Genomic DNA, 18,411 nt, shown 5'->3' on the forward strand with positions numbered 1-18,411 from the left:
CCGGGGACGGGACCGGGTGGGTCGTACGCCGCCAGGGGTGGGCGACGTACGACCACGAGGAGCCGGCTCAGGCGGCAAGCGGCACCTTGGCGTCCGCTCCGGGGCCCCCGTCACCGGTGATGCCGTCGGCGGCGCTCCCGGCGTCCGCCGTCCGGTCCGGGCGGCCCGTCCCGCGGGCTTGCTTGAGCAGGATGACCAGCCCGGCGCTCACCGCCGTACCCGCCGCGATCGCGACCAGGTAGAGGAACGGATTGCCGATCAGCGGGATCACGAAGATGCCGCCGTGCGGGGCCCGGAGCGTGCACTCGAAGAGCATCGACAGCGCGCCGGTGACCGCACCGCCCGCCATCGCGGACGGGATCACCCGCAGCGGGTCGGCGGCCGCGAAGGGGATCGCGCCCTCGGTGATGAAGGAGGCACCGAGCACCCAGGCGGCCTTGCCGTTCTCCCGTTCGGTACGGGTGAACAGCCTGCCGCGTACGGTCGTGGCCAGCGCCATGGCGAGCGGCGGGACCATGCCGGCGGCCATCACGGCTGCCATGACCTTGAGGCTGCCCTCATTGGGGTTGGCGAGGCCGCCGACCGCGAAGGCGTACGCGACCTTGTTCAGCGGGCCGCCCAGGTCGAAGCACATCATCAGGCCGAGAACGACACCGAGGATGATCGCGTTGGCGCCGGAGAGACCGGACAGCCAGTCGGTCAGCGCCTTTTGGAGCGAGGCGATGGGTTTTCCGACCACCAGGAACATCAGGAAGCCGACGATCGCCGAGGAGATCAGCGGGATCACGACGACCGGCATGATGCCGCGCAGCGGGGCGGGGACCCTCAGCTTCTGGATGGCCATCACCGTGCCACCGGCGATCAGACCGGCGGCCAGGCCGCCCAGGAAGCCCGCGTTGATGGTGAGGGCGATGGAGCCGCCGACGAAGCCGGGCACCAGACCGGGGCGGTCGGCCATCCCGTACGCGATATAGCCCGCGAGGACCGGTACCAGGAAGCTGAACGCCAGGCCGCCGATCTGGAACAGCAGGGCGGCCCAGCTGGTGTGGTCCGTCCAGATGAAGTGCTCGGCGACGGAAGGAGCCTTGTTGATGGTGTAGCCGCCGATAGCGAAGCCGAGGGCGATCAGAAGCCCGCCCGCGGCCACGAAGGGAACCATGTAACTCACGCCGGACATCAGCCACTTACGCAGCTTGGTGCCGTAGCCCTCGCCCGGTTCGCCCGCGTTGTCCACGGGCGAGGCGTGGTCGCTCGCCGTACCGGTGACCTCGCCGCGCTCCGCCTTGCCGCGTACCTCGGCTATCAGTTCGGCGGGCCGGTTGATACCGGCCTTCACGCCGACGTCGACGGTGGGTTTCCCGGCGAACCGCTCCTTCTCCCGTACCGGCACATCGTGCGCGAAGATCACGGCGTCGGCGGCGGCGATGACGGCGGGGTCGAGCCGGTTGAATCCGGCGGACCCCTGCGGCTCGACGGTCATCTCGACACCCGCCTGCTGCCCGGCCTGTTCCAGCGCCTCGGCGGCCATATAGGTGTGGGCGATCCCGGTGGGACAGGAGGTGACGGCGACGATCCGGAAGACGCGGGCGGGGGACTTCTCGGGCTCCTCAGCCGTCGAAGGCTTCCCTGTAACCGAAGGCTTCCCTGCTGCCGAAGGATCGTCCGCTGCCGAAGGGCCGTCCGCTGCCGGGGGCGTGGCCGGGGGCTCCTCCGACGGCGTTGCCGGGGCGGCGGATCCGGCAGGTGTCGCGGGCTCCGGCTCGGGCTCGGGTCGCGGCTCGGACGCGGGTCGCGCGGCGTCCTCGCCACGTATCAGCGATGCCGCCGCGGTCGCGTCCGTCGCCGTACGCAGGGCCGTGGTGAAGTCCTCGTTCATCAGGCGCCGCGCCAGGGCGGAGAGGATCGTCAGATGGGCGTCATCGGCACCGGCCGGGGCCGCGATCAGGAAGATCAGATCAGCGGGACCGTCCGGGGCTCCGAAGTCGATGCCCCGTGCCGAGCGGCCGAAGGCCAGGGTGGGTTCGCTGACATGGGCACTTCGGCAGTGCGGGATACCGATACCGCCGTCGAGGCCGGTCGGCATCTGCGCCTCGCGCGCGGCCACATCGGCAAGGAAGCCGTCCAGGTCGGTGACCCGGCCCAGGGCCACCATCCGTTCGGCCAGCGAGCGGGCCGCGGCTTCCTTCGTCTCGGCGGCCAGGTCGAGGTCGACCAGGTCCGCGGTGATCATGTCGCTCATCGCGGGCTCCTTCGCTTGCTTGTCGCGCGGGTCAGGTGAGTGGCAGAAGAGGTAGGGGGGTGAGAGGTAGGGGGGTACCGGGTGGTGGATGGGGGCGCGGGCGGGGACGGGGACGGGGACGGGATCATGAAGCGGGCTCCGTGAGAGGACGGTCCAGCGGGACGTCCGCGGTCACCGTGACCGCCGACGGGTCCAGGTCCGCGGGCGACGGCATCACGCTGCCCGGCAGCTGCACCGCCGCCGCACCGTGCGCGACGGCGGACGCGAGAGCGTCGGGGCCTTCGCCGCCCGCAGCCAGGAACCCGGCCAGCGAGGCGTCGCCCGCACCGACGTTACTGCGTACCGCGGCGACGGCGGCGGAGCCGAAGTACGTACCCGCCTCCGAGACCAGCAGTTGCCCGTCCGCGCCGAGGCTGGCGAGCACGGATCCGGCGCCGTAGGTTCGCAGCTCCTCCGCGGCCTTGACCGCGTCGCCCACCGTCGCCAAGGGGCGGCCGACGGCCTGGGCCAGCTCTTCGGCGTTCGGCTTGACGACGTCCGGCCGTTCCCGGAGGGCGGCGAGCAGCGAGGGGCCCGAGGTGTCCAGCGCGATCCTGGCTCCGGCGCGATGCGCTCGGGCGACCAACTCGGCGTACCACTCCGGTGCGAGACCGCGCGGCAGACTGCCGCAGCAGGCGATCCAGGCGGCCGCTCCCGCGTGCGTACGGATCGTGGAGAGCAGCGACTCGGACTCGACGGCCGTCAGTTCCGGACCCGGCGCGTTGATCTTCGTCAGCGTGCCGTCCGGCTCGGCGAGCGCGATGTTGGAACGGGTCGCGCCGGCGACCGGCACCGGCGTGACCTCGATGCCCTGCTCCGCGAGCAGTTCGGCGACGAGCGCGCCCGGCGCGCCGCCGAGCGGCAGTACGGCGACCGTACGCCGGCCCGCCGCGGCGACGGCCCGCGAGACATTGACCCCCTTGCCGCCGGGGTCCATGCGCTCGGCCGTGGCGCGCAGCACTTCGCCTCGGCCGAGGGCCGGGACCTCGTACGTACGGTCCAGGCTCGGGTTCGGGGTGACGGTGAGAATCATGCGGCGCTCTCCTGGTCGCACGGCTACTGGTCGCACAGCTACTGGTCGCACGGCTCCTGCTCGCACGGCTAGACGCACAGCACTTCGGTGCCCGCGGCCTCTACCGCCGCGACCTCCGAAGGGCTGAGCCCGCTGTCGGTGATGAGCAGGTCGACATCGGCGAGAGCGCCGAAGCGCGCGAAGTGCTCCTGGCCGTGCTTGGCGGAGTCGGCGAGCAGCACCACCCGACGGGCGGCGCCGACGAGCGCGCGCTTGACCGCGGCTTCCGCGAGGTCCGGGGTGGTGAGACCGCCCTCCGGCGAGAACCCGTTCGTGCCGAGAAAGACGACATCGGCGCGGATCTCGCCGTACGCGCGCAGGGCCCAGGCGTCGACGGCGGCGCGCGTGCGGTGCCGCACCCTGCCCCCGACGAGATGGAGATCGATGCCCGGGTGGTCGGCCAGGCGGGCGGCGACGGGCAGCGCGTGGGTGACGACGGTGAGACCGCACTCCAGTGGCAGCGCCGCCGCGAGCCGCGCCACGGTCGAACCGGCGTCCAGGATCACGCTGCCGTCCTCCGGCAGCTCGGCGAGCGCCGCGTGCGCGATACGGTCCTTCTCGTCGGCGGCGGTGGACTCGCGCTCCGCGAGATCGGGTTCGAAGTCGAGCCGCCCGGCCGGTATGGCCCCACCATGCACACGCCGCACGAGCCCGGCCCGGTCCAGGGCCTTGAGATCACGCCGTACGGTCTCGGCGGTGACCTGGAACTCCTCGGCCAGCGACAGCACATCGACGCGGCCGCCCTCGCGGGCGAGGCGCAGGATCTCCTGCTGTCGCTCCGGTGCGTACATGTGGTTTTACGTCCATTCCGTGCCCGAACCTGTGGTTTCGGCGACACGCTACGCCCAGATTTCCAGAAAGTAAACAGACCCGGGCACGGTACGGACAGAGTCGGGCGTCAGCCGTTCTCGGCGATCGCGCTCTCGCCGTAGTTGACGGCTCCCTCGCCGTCGTCGTTGCCGGCGGCACCGTCGTCGTTGCCGGCGGCACCGTCGTCGTTGCCGACGGCACCGCCGTCGTTCCCAACGGCACCGCCGTCGTTCCCAACGGCACCGCCGTCGTTCCCAACGGCACCACTGTCGTTGCCGACGGCACCCTCGTCGGACCCGTCGCCGACAGACCCGTCCCCAACGGAACCGTCGCCAACAGGCCCGTCGCCGATCTGAGCGCCGACCGCCGCCAGCGCGGTGGTCACGGGCTGGAAGAACGTCTCGCCGCCGACGGTGCAGTCGCCGCTGCCACCTGAGGTCAGACCGATGGCGCTGCCGTCCGCGGTGAAGAGGGGGCCGCCGCTGTCACCGGGCTCCGCGCAGACATCGGTCTGGATCAAGCCGGTGACCGTACCCTCCGCGTAGTTGACGGTGGCGTCGAGGCCGGTGACCGAGCCGTCGCTCAGCCCGGTGGTGCTGCCCATCCGGATCACCGCCTGGCCCACCGTGGCCTCGGCGGCCCCGGTGATCTCCACAAGCTGTCCGTCGCCCGTGTCGACCGCGCTCGGAGCCTGAGTGGTGGCGTCGTCGTAACCGACGAGCGCGAAGTCGCCCTCGCCAGGGAAGATCGCCTGCTGGACGGTGCCCACCGGCGCCCCGCCCGCGGCGTCCGACCACTCGGCGGCGGCGACTCCGCAGTGGCCGGCGGTGAGGAAGCCGGGCGCGCCGTTGCCGTCGATGACGTTGAAGCCGAGCGAGCAGCGCGCGCCGCCGCCGAAGATGGCGTCACCGCCCGCGGCGACGGTCTTGAACTCGCCCGCGGACTTCTTGATACGAGCCGTGTCCGCGCCCAACGACTCGACCGTGGACTCGATCCGGTCCCAGTCGTCGCCGGTGACGGTACGGTCCGCCGTGACCTGGATCCGGTTCGTCCTCGGATCGACGGCCCACGCGGTGCCCGGAATGGTGGCCTGCTGCCGCAATGTCGTCGCGGCGGACTTCAGTTGGGCCGTGCTGTTCTTGACGCTTCGCACCACGGCTCCCGCCCTGGCGACTTCGGCACGCGTATCGCTGTCGTCGCCGACGACATTGACGGTGATCTGCTGCCTGTCCTTGTCGTAGTAGGCACCGGCGAAGGCCGGACCCAGCCGCGCGGCGATCCGCGCGGCCAAGTCCCCCGCGGATAAGGCGCTCAGAGTCCTGGGCGACGGGGCCGGGGCCTGAGTGGGGGCGGATCCGGTCTGCGAGGCATTGGCCTGGGGCAGCAGAATCGCGGCGGCCACCACGGCGGCGGCACCTCCCCCAGCGAAGACGATCTTCCGCTTGGGTATGCGTGTGTGGCTCAACTCGTGACCTCCTGTGGGGAACGGAGTCCGCTCGTCGGCAGCAGACGAAACGCGCTGGGCGCTATGGGCCTTGATACGGAGGGGACCTGAGTTGTGTTCAGCTCGGCAGTACGCGCTTGACGGGCACCCCGGAGACCCGCACCTGACGCCTGTCTGGTGCGGGTCTCCGGATGCGAATGGCCACTACGCCCGAGCACCCTCCACGGCCGACTTCTCCCCAGCCAACTGCTCCGCCCGCGACGACCCCGCGTCCGACGTCTCCCCAGCCAACTGCTCCGCCTTCGACGACTCCGCGTCCGGCTCCTCCTCCTGCCGCTTCGGCCGCGCCGGCAGCGCGAACATCACCACGAAGATCGCCGCGAGCACCGCGACCACCCACCACAGCGCGTGCTGGAATCCGTCCACGAAGGCCGTGCCGACCGCCAAAGGGCCGTCGGCCGGGGCGCCACCGACCCGGTCGTCGATCACGCCGAAGAACACCACCGACACCAGCCCGAGCCCCAGCGCGCTGCCCATCTGCTGCGTGGTGTTGATCAGACCGGACGCCGAACCCGCGTGCTCGCGCGGCACCCCGGACAGCACCGCGTCCGTCAGCGGCGCGACGATCAGACCCATGCCGAGCCCCATCACCGTCAACGGCAGCGCCATCTGCCAGGCGTGGATCTCCGTTCCGTACCGGCCGGCCTCCCAGATGTAGAGCAGCAGCCCCACGGCCATCGTGAGCGCGCCCGCCTGGAGCACCTTCCGGCCGAAGCGCGGCACCAGCTTCTGTACGGACAGCCCCGCCGCCACCGAGACCGCGATCGAGAACGGCACTCCCGTGAGCCCCGCCCGCAGCGGGCTCCAGCCGAGACCTACCTGCATATAGAGCGTCCAGACCAGGAAGAAGATGCCCAGAGCGACCCCGAAGGTCAGCTGCACGGCGATACCCGCGGCGAAACTCTTCACCTTGAACAGCGACAGCTCGACGAGCGGCGAACCATCCTTGCGCGTCTTCCTCTTCTCGTACGCCACGAAGCCCGCGAACACCAGCACGCTGCCCGCCATGCACAGATGGCCCCAGAGCGGCCAGCCCAGCTCGCGCCCGCGTGTGAGCGGGTAGATCAGCATCAGCAGCGCGACGACCACCAGCACCACGCCGACCAGATCGAGCCGGAGGGCCTTGGGTGCCTTGGACTCGATGATGAACTTCCGGCCGAGGAGTACGCCCGCGATCCCGACCGGCAGATTGATCAGGAAGATGGGCCGCCACTCCAGCCCGGCGATGTTCCACTGCGTCAGCAGCGCGCCGAGCAGCGGTCCCGAAACGGCGCCGAGGCCGACGATCGCGCCGAACATCCCGAAGACCTTGCCGCGTTCGTGCGCGGGGAAGGTGACATGGATGATCGCGAGGACCTGCGGGACCATCATCGCCGCCATCGCGCCCTGGAGCAGCCGTGAGCCGGCCAGCATCTCCGGGTTCGCGGCGAAGCCGCAGAGCGCGGAGGCGATCGTGAAGCCGGTGATTCCGATCAGGAAGAGCCGCTTGCGGCCGTATATGTCACCGAGCCGACCGCCGGTGATCAGTCCCGCGGCGAAGGCGAGTGCGTATCCGGCGGTGATCCACTGGATGGCACCGAAGGAGGCGCCCAGGTCCCGTTCGATGCTCGGGATGGCGATATTGACGATGGTGACGTCGACCAGGTCCATGAACGCGGCGGTCATGACGACGGCGAGGGCCAGCCAGCGACGACGGTCGCCGGGCGCGGAGACCGTTCCGCCGACGGCCGAGCCACTGCCAGAAACCCCGGGACCGGACTCGGCATCCGCATCCGCACCGGCACCGGCACCGGCACCGGAAGTGGAAGCCTTGTCCAGAACAGCCACAGACGTTGGGGGAGCGGAAGAAGACGGAGAAGACGGAGAAGAGGCATGAGAAGAGGCGTGCGAAGAGGCGTGCGAAGAACTCATGCCGAGGAAGCTAGAGACCATCTAGGCCAGAACATGTCCTAGAGGGCGCGCACCATGGATCCCATGACCGACACCCCGGCGCGGCTCCTCACGCTCCTCTCCCTCCTCCAGACTCCGCGCGAGTGGCCGGGCAGTGAGCTGGCCGAGCGGCTCAGCGTCAGCCCGCGCACCATCCGCCGCGACATCGACCGGCTGCGCGCCCTCGGCTACCCCGTCGAAGCCACCATGGGCGCGGTGGGCGGCTACCGGCTGGTCGCGGGCGCCGCCATGCCGCCACTGCTCCTGGACGACGAGGAGGCCGTCGCCATCGCCGTCGGGCTGCGCGCCGGGGCGGGCCATGCCATCGAGGGCGTGGAGGAGGCATCCGTAAGAGCACTCGCGAAGCTGGAGCAGGTGCTGCCCTCCCGGCTGCGCCACCGCGTCTCCACGCTTCAAGCCGCGACGATTCCCCTCACCCGGGGCGACGGCGCCACCATCGATCCGCGCACTCTGACGGTGATGGCCTCGGCGGTCACCGCCACCGAGCGGCTGCGGTTCGGCTACCGCTCGGGCGACGGTACGGAGACGAAGCGGCAGGTCGAGCCGTACCGTCTCGTCTCCACCGGCCGACGCTGGTATCTGGTGGCGTACGACCTCGGGCGCGAGGACTGGCGTACGTTCCGGGTCGACCGGGTCAGCGACCCCTTCGCCACCGGCGCGCGGTTCCGCCCGCGTGAGCTGCCCACCGGGGACGCGGCGAAGTTCCTGAGCCGGTCGATGTCCCGGATGCAGCCGCGGATGGAGGTGGACGTGAGCTTCCGGGCGCCCGCGCCGTTCGTGGCGGCGAGGCTCCCGGCCCATCTCGGCGCGCCCGAACCCACCGGCCAGGACTCCTGTCGGCTGCGCACCTCGGTGAAAGACTCGCTGGAGTGGCTGGCGCTGCGACTGGCCCTGGTGGACTGCGAGTTCACGGCGCACCAACCGGAAGAACTGACGGACTACCTGCGGGATCTGGGAGCGAGACTCACACGGGCGGCCGCCCCGGAACCGGAAGCGGCGTCGTAGGAGCCGCTTCCCTCTCCCCGGGATCCTTCACCTTCGCTCCCGTGGCCCCCTTCACCTTCACCCCCGGGGCCCTCTCCACCTTCACCCCCGGGGCCCTCTCCGCCTTCACCAGTGCCCCCAGCACCCCTCGCGGTGCCAGGGCGCACACACCCCGGACAGAGGTGAGCCCCGGCACCTGGGGGGGGTTGGTGCCGGGGCTCGTTCTCGGGGGCCGACGGATCGGCCCGTGCGTACCGCTCGGAGAGCCCGGAAAGCCCGAAGAGCTCGGAGAGACAGTACGAGCAAGGGCGACACTACGGCTACAGCACGCCGACGTCACGCCGCCGCGTCGAATCCAGTGTCACGAGCCATCTTTTTCAACTCCATCAGCGCGTGCTTCTCGATCTGCCGTATCCGCTCGCGAGTCAGACCATGCTGCTTGCCGACCTCGGTGAGCGTCCGCTCGCGGCCGTCCTCGATGCCGTACCGCATCTTGATGATCGAGGCCGTGCGCTGGTCGAGCTTGCCGATCAGATCCTCCAGCTCCTCACTGCGCAGCAGCGTCAGCACGGACTGCTCGGGCGATACCGCGGAGGTGTCCTCCAGCAGATCACCGAACTGCGTGTCTCCCTCATCGTCCACCGACATGTTCAGACTGACCGGGTCACGCGCCCAGTCCAGTACGTCATTGATCCGCGCCGGGTTCGACCCCAGCTCCGCGGCGACCTCCTCGGGCTCCGGATCCCGTCCGTTCTCGCGGTTGAACTCCCGCTGAACGCGCCGGATCCTGCCCAGCTCCTCCACCAGATGGACCGGCAGCCGGATCGTCCGTGACTGGTCCGCTATGGAACGCGTGATGGCCTGCCGGATCCACCACGTCGCATACGTCGAGAACTTGAAGCCCTTGGCGTAGTCGAATTTCTCCACGGCACGCACCAGGCCGGCATTGCCCTCCTGGATCAGGTCCAGCAGGGGCAGACCGCTGCGCGGGTAGCGCCGCGCCACGGCGACCACCAGGCGGAGGTTCGAACGGATGAAGATGTCCTTCGCACGCTCGCCCGCGGCGACCAGCGCCTCAAGCTCTTCGTGCGAAGCGCCACCCGCTTCGCTCTTCACCTCTCCGTCGAGGATCTGCCGGGCGTAGACTCCGGCCTCGATGGTCTGGGACAGCTCGACTTCCTTTGCGGCGTCGAGCAGCGGCGTACGCGCGATCTCGTCGAGGTACATGCCGACCAGGTCGCGGTCGGCGATCTCCCCGCCTACAGCGCGAACACCGCTTGCCGCTTTCGTCCCGCCAGAGGCGGTACGACGGGCGACGGCACGGGTTGCCATGCGAGCTCCCTTACTGAACTGAGTAGGTCGCGACACCCTCCCGGGTGCCCTGCATCCGAAGGAAACAACGACTGGAATCCGGACAGAATTCCCATGCCGTACATGGATTTTGTGATCATGCAGTACCCTGTGCCGCCGCGACGGGTCGGCCGGTGTCGCGGAGAGGTTCAGAAGCGCAGGTCAGGGCGGGGATCGGAGCAAGGTTCGGAGCAAGGTTCGGAGCGAGGTTCGGAGCGAGGTCACGGGCCGGGACCCGGTGGTTCCGTATCCCTGTAACCCCACATTCCTGAAGACGGCGCGGGCCCGTCTTTGGTTGCTCGACCGGTCGCCAGGGGTGCGCTCACCAGGCGTCCGCTCGCCGGGCGAATCGCAGGGGGCGACCCTCAGCCGAACTGCACCGATCTCTTCGCCAACCCCATCCAGAAGCCGTCGATCACGCTCCGGCAGCTCTCCAGCTCACCCTCCGAGGCGCCCAGCGTCACGAAAAGGGGAGCGAAGTGCTCCGTACGGGGGTGGGCGAGGCGGCCGGCCGGGGCCTTGTGCTCGAAATCGAGCAGGGCGTCGACATCCCGCGCCCGCAGCGCCCTCGTACCCCAGTCGTCGAACTCCGCCGACCAGCCGGGCACCCCGCCGTCCGTCTGCCGCAGCGCGGCCAGGTTGTGGGTGAAGAAGCCGCTGCCGACGATCAGTACGCCTTCGTCCCTCAGCGGCGCCAGCTTGCGGCCGATCTCCAGCAGCTTCCGCGGGTCGAGCGTGGGCATGGAGACCTGAAGCACCGGAATGTCGGCCTCCGGGAACATCTCCACCAGCGGCACATACGCTCCATGATCGAGCCCGCGGTCCGGCACGTCCTGCACCGGCGTTCCGGGGGCGCGCAGCAGCTTCCGTACGGAATCGGCCAGCGCGGGCGCCCCCGGCGCCGCGTACCCCACCGTGTAGTAGCGCTCCGGGAACCCCCAGAAGTCGTACACCAGTGGCACGGTCTCGGTCGCGCCGAGCGCGAGCGGGGCCTCTTCCCAGTGCGCGGAGACCATCAGGATCGCCTTGGGGCGGGGCAGCGTCGCGGACCAGGCGGCCAGTTCACCGGGCCAGACCGGATCGTCGGCCAGCGGCGGGGCCCCATGGGAGAGATAGAGGGCGGGCATGCGCTCCGCGATGGCGTTCATTGCTGCTCCCGTGTCTGTCGATCGGCTTGCGCTGTCAATCGATCTACTTGAACCCTCAAGCATTCACTTTCTGGAACCCTAACCGGATCTAGTTTAACTTTCAAGAATGGGTAGAGTGGAATATATGACCACGGCATCCACCGGCAGCGGCGCCGGTACGGGCGGGGAGCCTCGCTGGCTCAGCGACGAGGAGCAGCGCGTCTGGCAGGCGTATCTCCAGGCCACCACGTTGCTGGAGGACCATCTCGACCGCCAGCTCCAGCGCGACGCCGGGATGCCGCACATCTACTACGCCCTGCTCGTGCATCTCGCCCGCGCCCCCCGGCGTCGGATGCGAATGACCCAGCTGGCCAAGGACGCCAAAATCACCAGGTCACGGCTGTCGCACGCGATCGCGCGGCTGGAGCGGCACGGCTGGGTGCGGCGTGAGGACTGTCCCTCCGACAAGCGCGGGCAGAACGCGTTCCTGACGGACCAGGGAAACGATGTCCTGGAGAAGTCGGCGCCGGGCCATGTGGCCGCCGTACGCCAGGCGATCTTCGACCGGCTCAGCCCCGAGCAGGTCGGTCAGCTCGGCGAGATCATGCGCGTGATGGCGGAAGGGCTCCAGCCGGAGGGTACGGGCGCGGATCTGCCCTGGCGCCGCTGACGTACGACGTCTGGCGTACGACGCTCCCGCCTACCACGTCCAACGCACGACGCTCCGGCGTAGGCGTTCTGGAGGGCGCGTTCTAGTGGACGCGTTCTGTTCTGGCGGCGCCCGACGGTCTACGGACACCGAGCTGCCCCGGTGCCACCGCTGGATCGCGGCGGCACCGGGGCAGTTCCAGGCCATTTCCAGGCCATTTCCATCCCTTGGGGCAGCGGCCTTGCCAGCACGCTGCCCCAAGGACAGCCGTCAGTGCATCGCCACCGGCATCTTGATCTCGTCCTCCGCGCCCTCGGCACCCGAGGCGACCGGCGAAGTGCCGGGACGGCCCGTGTTGATGAGGGTCACGGCGATGGTCGCGGAGACCAGCAGGATGCCGACCGCCCACCAGATCGCGCTGGAGAAGCCGGCCACCAGGGCCTGGAGCTCAAGCAGCTGCGCGTTGGTGGCCGTCGCCGCGTGGGAGGCGACGTACGCGGTCGTGGCCGAGGCCGCGATCGTGTTCAGCAGCGCCGTACCGATCGCGCCGCCCACCTGCTGCGAGGTGTTCACCATCGCCGAGGCGACACCCGCGTCACGCGGCTCGATGCCGTGCGTGGCGAGCGCCATGGCCGGCATGAACGCCGTACCCATACCGAGGCCGAGCAGCAGCTCCGCCGGCAGGATCAGACCGGCGTACGAGGAGCCGATCTCCAGCTGGGTCAGCAGCAGCATGCCGACGGACGCGACCAGGAAGCCGGGACCCATCAGGTACCGCGGCGGCACCCGGGTCATCAGCCGGGCGCCGATCTGTGTCGAGCCCGTGATCATGCCCACGATCATCGGCATGAACGCGAAGCCCGTCTTGACCGGCGAGTACCCCTCGACGACCTGGAGGTAGTAGGTCAGGAAGAGGAACAGACCGAACATGCCGATGATGGCAAGGCCCAGCGAGAGGTAGACACCCGCGCGGTTGCGGTTGGTCACCACGCGCAGCGGCAGCAGCGGAGCCTTGACCCTCGACTCGACGGCCACGAACGCCGCCAGCAGGACCGCGGCGGCGACGAAGAGCGAGATCGTCGTCGCGTCGCTCCAGCCGTCGGACTCGGCGCGGGTGAAGCCGTACACCAGCGAGACCAGGCCCAGCGTGGAGAGCACGACACCAGGAATGTCCAGCGCGGAGCGGTTGCGGCCGTCGGCGGGCTCGCGGATCACGAAGTACGCGCCCAGCGCGGCCACGATCGCGAACGGGATGTTGACGAAGAACGTCCAGCGCCAGTCCAGGTACTCGGTGAGGAATCCACCGAGGATCAGACCCACGGCGCCACCGCCACCGGCGATCGCTCCGAAGATGCCGAAGGCCTTGGCCCGCTCCTTGGCATCGGTGAAGGTCACGGCGAGCAGCGACAGAGCGGCGGGAGCGAGCAGCGCGCCGAAGACACCCTGGAGTGCGCGGGCGCCGAGGAGCAGCCCCTCGCTGTTGGCAGCGCCGCCGATGGCGGACGCGGCGGCGAAGCCGATGAGGCCGGTGACGAACGTGCGCTTACGGCCCCACAGGTCGGCGATGCGCCCGCCGAAGAGCAGCAGACCGCCGAAGGCGAGGGCGTAGGCCGTGATGACCCACTGCTTGTTGCCGTCCGATATCCCCAGATCCTGCTGGGCGGAGGGCAGCGCGATATTCACGATCGTCGCGTCGAGCACGACCATGAGCTGCGCGAGGGCGATGAACACCAGCGCTTTCCAGCGGCTGGGGTCGACGGCCGTGGCACCCGGTTCGGGGCGCCGTGTTTCGGCTGTTTTTGACATGGAGCGATCCACCTAAGGGTGCGTAAAGGCGAAAACGTACGTAAGCGCACGCGACGTTGCGTGACTTACGAAGTCATGGGGTCGAAGTCATGTGGTCATGCGAGTCATGCGGTCATGCGAGTCATGCGGTCGACGGAGCCTCTGGTGCGACCGCTGGTGCGCGAGCCACCGGCCGGGGCCTTCGGGCATGGGCCGGCCGACCTCTGAGCTGAGCGGGCCACTGGAGCTGCCGGTACCCCGGGAGCTACTGCCTGATGGAGCGACTGAAGTCGCCGGAGCCGCCTGTGGGCCACGCGGTGGGCTGGTGGGACTGGAATGGACTACTGGGACTGTGGGGGCCTGGCCGCCGGGGTTCGCGGTCCTGGCCGGTGCGTTGGTTCAAGGGCGCGTCACGGAGCGGCGCGGCGCAGATCCTCCAGAGTCACGGCCGAGCCGGCCAGTTCGGACCTGGCGGGTGCTTCCAGGCCATCGAGGAACAGCTGGAGATGCCGGTGGATGAACCGGTCCATACCCAGGCAGCCGGTGCCGGGAAGTGGGCGGGTGAGCTGGGACAGCGCCACCATCAGATCGCCGACGGCGACATCCGTACGCAGCCTCCCAGCCCGACGTGCCCGCTCCATGAGCCCTTCGACAACCGTCTCCAGACGCGCGCGCTGGGCGTCCAGATCGGGACGTTCCCTGTCGAACGTTGCGGACAGCATCGGACAGAGCGCCCCGACTCGTTCGTCCGCCGCGGCATGCACGAAGCGGCGCAGCGCGATGAACGGGTCGGACTCCTCCGCGGCGATACGGTCCGCCTGGTCGGCGACACTCTCCATGACGGAGCGCACAACGGCGTGAACAAGGGCATACCGGTCGGCGAAATGCCGGTAGAGCGTGGCATTGCCGATGCCGGCACGGCGGGCGATCTCGTCGAGCGGGGCGTCGGGCCCGAACTCCACGAACATCTCACGGGCCGCCGCCACGATCCGCTCCCGATTGCGCAGGGCGTCCGCACGCGGACGGGGCGCCCGGCGCACAGGAGTTTCGGCTGCGGTGGCGGTCACGTCGAACCCTTCCCTCGATCGTCGCAAGCGGGGATCGCTTCCCCGCTTTCCAGAGACACCGGTGCAAACGGGGAAGCCATCCCCGGTTATTTCGCTCAAACATGTGAGCCGGGTCACTCTGCTCCATTCGGTGGCGGCAACCCACGATCGGCGCACCCAGCGAGCGCCGACACGCCGACCGACGCAGGGTGATCGAACAGCGCAGTCAGTACGGCCGACTGCCGCGGACGTAAAGGGCGACCGCATGCAGCAGAGGCGTCAGATACGCGGATCCGGCGGCAAGGCCGGAGCCAGAGGTGCCACGGGAGCCACAAACGGCTCGGAAGACACCGCGGACACCGCGGACACGGCGGACACGGCGGACACGGCTGACTCGAACGGGGCCGGACACGGGGCCGGAGCCGAGAACGGCCACGGACCCGAAGCCGAGAACGGGGCCGGGAGCGGAGCCGGAACCGGAGCCGGGAACGGGGCCGGAAACACCGACGGCACGGCCCGCACGCGTACCCGCACCGGCACCCGCACCCGCATCCCCCGCGTTCGTGGCATCGTCGCCCGCGCCAAGGGCCCCCGCCGGGTCACCGCCATCGCCGGACTCACCGCGCTCACCCTCGCCGCCCTGACCGGAGCGAGTTCGCCCCTCCACGCCACCCTCGCCGCATCCGGTGGCCCTGGACTGGCCATGAACTCCCCCCTCGGCCCGTGCCGCATCGCCTCGAACAACGCCGTACAGATGTCGGAGGGCCTGCCCACCCCGCCCGGTTACTCCCGCTCCACGGGCAAGGTCCGCGCTCTCAATCTCATGATCGATTTCTCGGACGCACCGGGCCCGGGGAAGGCGCTCGACCGGCTCTCCGAGTTCTTCCCGAAGACGTCGCAGTGGTACAGAACCAGTTCGTACGGGCGGCTCGACTACCGTCCCGAGGCCCCGCTGCCGGACTGGGTACGGATGCCGCTGCCCTTCGCGGATTACGGGATCGCGCGCGGGTCACCGTACGAGCCGGGCTACCGCAAGCTGGTCGACGACATCGTGGCCGTCACCGACGCGCGGGTGGACTTCAGCGCGTACGACCTGGTCAACATATTGGTCACGCCCAACGCCGGCCCCTCGGCGCTGGACACCGTCCTGTCCGTCACCTTCTCCGGCAACGCGGACGCCCCCCAGGCGGACGGCGCCCCGCTCGCCAACACGTCCTTCGTCTACAGCCGTCAGGACGACGGCTCGGGATCGTACGCGGAGACCGGCTACCGAGTGCTCCCGCACGAGAACGGCCATGTCTTCGGTCTGCCCGATCTCTACACGATGGACGGCGGCGGCTCGGTCGGGCACTGGGACATCATGTCCGAGGACTGGGGCGCCAACAACGATCTGCTGGGCTGGCACAAGTGGAAGCTCGGCTGGCTCGACGACGAACAGATACGCTGCGCGTCCGGTGCGGGCAGCAGCGACCACGTGCTCGGGCCGCTGGCCACCACGGGCGGGCCGAAGCTCGCGTTCGTGCCGATCTCCAAGGAGTCGGGGTACGCGGTGGAGGTACGGACGCGCGAGGGCAACGACGAGGCGGTCTGCGAGCCGGGGGTCCTGATCTACCGCGTGGACTCCGCGGTCGACACGGGTCGCGGCCCGATCACCGTCGCGGACGCCAAACCGAACAGCGGCGGCTGTACGCGCAGACCGAATGTGCACGCGGAGCTGTCGGACGCGCCGTACCGGCCGGGGCAGACCTTCACCGACCCGGACAGCGGCATCAAGATCTCGGTGCTTGAGCAGGAGCCGGACGGAAGTTTCAAGATCAGAGTGAAGCGTTCATGAGGACCCATGGCCCGGACGTGAGCCTGAGGGCGAACCCGAGCCGGAACCAGAGGCCGAATCCGCGCCCGAACCCGAATCTGAGCCCGCGCCCGAACTCAAACCCGAGCCCGAATCTGAGCCTGAGCGGATGTGCTCAGCCACGGGGTCCCGCAGCTCGCGCTTGAGGATCTTGCCGGTCGGGTTACGGGGCAACGGCTCCTCCTGTACGAGCACATGGGCCGGCACCTTGAACGCGGCCAGACGACGCCCAACATGCGCCCGCAGTTCCCCGGCGTCCGTCCCGGCCCCGGGCCTGATCCGCACCACCGCCGCGACCTCCTCGCCCAGCACGGGGTGGGGGACGCCGAGCACGGCGGCGTCGATGACGTCCGGGTGGGCGTGGAGTACGTCCTCGACCTCGACGCAGTACACGTTCTCGCCACCGCGGACGATCATGTCCTTGACCCGGTCCACGACGCTGACACGCCCGTCGTCCCGTACGACCGCGAGGTCACCGGTCCTGAACCAGCCGTCGCGGGAGAACGCCCGCGCGCTCGCCGCCTCGTCCCGCCAGTAACCACGTACGAGCGACTGGCCGCGCAGGCACAGCTCCCCCACCTCCCCCTCGGGCAGGGTCCGGCCGGCCGGATCCGCGATCCGCACTTCGGTGACGGGCGTCGGACGTCCCACGCTCGCCGGGAACCGTCGGTAGTCGGCGCCGAAGTTGGCGAGCACTCCGCCGGAGGTCTCCGTCAGGCCGTAACCGTTACGGGCCTCGACGCGCTCCCCGTAGCGGGCGGTGAGCCGGGCGACCAGATCGGGCGGCGCGGCGGCGCCGCCGGTGGCGAGCATGGTGAGGGATTCCAGGGGGTCGTTCCCTGCCGTCGCCTCCTCCAGGAGTTGGAGGGCGGTCGCGGGGACGCCCGCGTAGTGCGTCACCCGGTGCTCGTGGATCAGCTCCAGGGCCCGCCGTGCGTCCCACTTCCGCATCAGGACGAGCGTGCCGCCGACGGCCATCGCCGAATAGAGGCTGGTGAACGCCGCCACATGGAAGAAAGGGAAGGTCATGAGTGTGATGGGCGCGGGCCCCTGGCCGGGGATCTGCCCGCGTCCGAGGGCGGAGGCGGCGGCCTGGAAGCGCGGGTTCATGGCCGCGCCGGCCTGGGCGAGCTGCGTGGCGACGGCGCCCTTGGGCCGCCCGGTCGTCCCTGACGTGTAGATGATGGTGGCGTCGTCCTCGGGCCGCACCTCGACGTCGGGGGGCGCGGCGGCGGGATCGGGGGCGGGCAGTTCCTCGTACCGCTCCGTGCCCGGGCCGATCACGCCGTCGTCGCCGTCGCGGTCGAGGTGGTGGAAGACGACGATCCGCACCCGCTCACCGTCGCCCTGCCCCTGTCCGGCCGCCCAGCGGCTGACGCGCGGCAGCCGCTCACCGTCCACGAGCAGGACGCGCGGCGCGCAGTCGTCCAGCGCGTGTCGGAACTCGTCCTCGGTCCACCAGGCGTTGAGGGGTACGGCGATCAGCCCCGCCAACTGAGCGGCCCAGAAGGCGATCTGCCACTCGGGGTGGTTGCGCATCGCGATGACGGCGCGGTCGCCGGGGCGCAGCCCGTACGTATCGAGGAACCGGTTGGCGAGGGCGGAGGCGGCGGCGAAGAACTCCCCGTACGTATACGTCCGATCCTCGGCCACCAGGAACGGCTGATCGCCGAAGGCCCAGGCCGGCTCGACGAACTCGCGCAGGGTGCGCGGCCCTTCGGCGTAGACGAGCGAGCCGTTCTCGGCACGTACGACGGCGAACGGCGCCCCGGGCGCGGTGAGGATGTGCGACACGGACACCTCGGGAATCTCTCCAAGCACTTGCTCAAACCGGAGGCGACGCTACTCCACCGGCCGGAGGCAGTCGATCCGGACCGCCCGCGCCCAGAGCGTCCCCGGCGCCACGACGCCCGTCGCCACGCCCGCCGCCACGCCCGCCGCGAGGCCGTCGCCACGCCGCCGCCGGGCGGGCCGCCGTGCCTGGTGCCTGGTGCCTGGTGCCTG

The 18,411-nt window shown here is 70.1% G+C and carries 13 protein-coding genes; 3 read left to right on the plus strand and 10 right to left on the minus strand.

The features are described from left to right. Positions 1–67 precede the first annotated feature (67 nt). From ABTZ59_RS03145 to ABTZ59_RS03165, 5 genes are all read right to left on the minus strand, one after another. Complete coding sequence (locus ABTZ59_RS03145; RefSeq protein ID WP_351389416.1) at positions 68–2,239, minus strand: PTS fructose transporter subunit IIABC; 2,172 nt, start codon at positions 2,237–2,239, stop codon at positions 68–70. A 124-nt stretch (positions 2,240–2,363) separates the two neighbouring features. Next, positions 2,364–3,311 (minus strand): 1-phosphofructokinase, encoded by a 948-nt coding sequence (pfkB, locus tag ABTZ59_RS03150; RefSeq protein ID WP_351389418.1) that lies wholly within the window; start codon positions 3,309–3,311, stop codon positions 2,364–2,366. Between the two features lie 68 nt (positions 3,312–3,379). Beyond that, a complete protein-coding gene (locus tag ABTZ59_RS03155; RefSeq protein WP_351389421.1) occupies positions 3,380–4,141 on the minus strand; it encodes a DeoR/GlpR family DNA-binding transcription regulator in 762 nt (253 codons plus the stop codon). Between the two features lie 107 nt (positions 4,142–4,248). Further along, positions 4,249–5,625 (minus strand): S1 family peptidase, encoded by a 1,377-nt coding sequence (locus ABTZ59_RS03160; protein WP_351389424.1) that lies wholly within the window; start codon positions 5,623–5,625, stop codon positions 4,249–4,251. Positions 5,626–5,808: 183 nt separating this feature from the next. Next, positions 5,809–7,329, minus strand: coding sequence for an MFS transporter (locus tag ABTZ59_RS03165; RefSeq protein ID WP_503001992.1), 1,521 nt, complete (start codon positions 7,327–7,329; stop codon positions 5,809–5,811). 309 nt (positions 7,330–7,638) lie between these two features. Between ABTZ59_RS03165 and ABTZ59_RS03170 the strand changes: the two genes are divergently transcribed. After that, a complete protein-coding gene (locus ABTZ59_RS03170; RefSeq protein WP_351389434.1) occupies positions 7,639–8,619 on the plus strand; it encodes a helix-turn-helix transcriptional regulator in 981 nt (326 codons plus the stop codon). A 315-nt stretch (positions 8,620–8,934) separates the two neighbouring features. On the opposite strand, the gene ABTZ59_RS03175 is transcribed toward ABTZ59_RS03170, so the two are convergent. Together ABTZ59_RS03175 and ABTZ59_RS03180 are read right to left on the minus strand one after the other, a co-directional pair. Next, positions 8,935–9,930, minus strand: coding sequence for a sigma-70 family RNA polymerase sigma factor (locus ABTZ59_RS03175; protein ID WP_249952040.1), 996 nt, complete (start codon positions 9,928–9,930; stop codon positions 8,935–8,937). A gap of 383 nt (positions 9,931–10,313) precedes the next feature. Continuing rightward, entirely contained in the window at positions 10,314–11,096 is a 783-nt protein-coding gene (locus ABTZ59_RS03180) for a dioxygenase family protein (RefSeq protein WP_351389441.1), read from the minus strand. Between the two features lie 115 nt (positions 11,097–11,211). Here ABTZ59_RS03180 and ABTZ59_RS03185 point away from each other — a divergent pair, with 115 nt between their 5' ends. Next, positions 11,212–11,745, plus strand: coding sequence for a MarR family winged helix-turn-helix transcriptional regulator (locus ABTZ59_RS03185; RefSeq protein WP_351390103.1), 534 nt, complete (start codon positions 11,212–11,214; stop codon positions 11,743–11,745). 249 nt (positions 11,746–11,994) lie between these two features. Here the strand turns inward: ABTZ59_RS03185 and ABTZ59_RS03190 are convergent, their stop codons facing one another. Both ABTZ59_RS03190 and ABTZ59_RS03195 read right to left on the minus strand, forming a co-directional pair. Continuing rightward, a complete protein-coding gene (locus ABTZ59_RS03190; protein WP_351389443.1) occupies positions 11,995–13,530 on the minus strand; it encodes an MFS transporter in 1,536 nt (511 codons plus the stop codon). A gap of 389 nt (positions 13,531–13,919) precedes the next feature. Next, positions 13,920–14,576, minus strand: coding sequence for a TetR/AcrR family transcriptional regulator (locus tag ABTZ59_RS03195; protein ID WP_351389449.1), 657 nt, complete (start codon positions 14,574–14,576; stop codon positions 13,920–13,922). 244 nt (positions 14,577–14,820) lie between these two features. Between ABTZ59_RS03195 and ABTZ59_RS03200 the strand changes: the two genes are divergently transcribed. Continuing rightward, positions 14,821–16,389 (plus strand): M6 family metalloprotease domain-containing protein, encoded by a 1,569-nt coding sequence (locus tag ABTZ59_RS03200; protein WP_351389452.1) that lies wholly within the window; start codon positions 14,821–14,823, stop codon positions 16,387–16,389. On the opposite strand, the gene ABTZ59_RS03205 is transcribed toward ABTZ59_RS03200, so the two are convergent. Further along, a complete protein-coding gene (locus ABTZ59_RS03205; protein WP_351389456.1) occupies positions 16,384–18,207 on the minus strand; it encodes a class I adenylate-forming enzyme family protein in 1,824 nt (607 codons plus the stop codon). The genes ABTZ59_RS03200 and ABTZ59_RS03205 overlap by 6 nt on opposite strands. Positions 18,208–18,411: the final 204 nt, after the last annotated feature.

Origin of the sequence: Streptomyces sp. NPDC094034, assembly GCF_040303865.1 — a bacterium.
Lineage (GTDB): Bacteria > Actinomycetota > Actinomycetes > Streptomycetales > Streptomycetaceae > Streptomyces.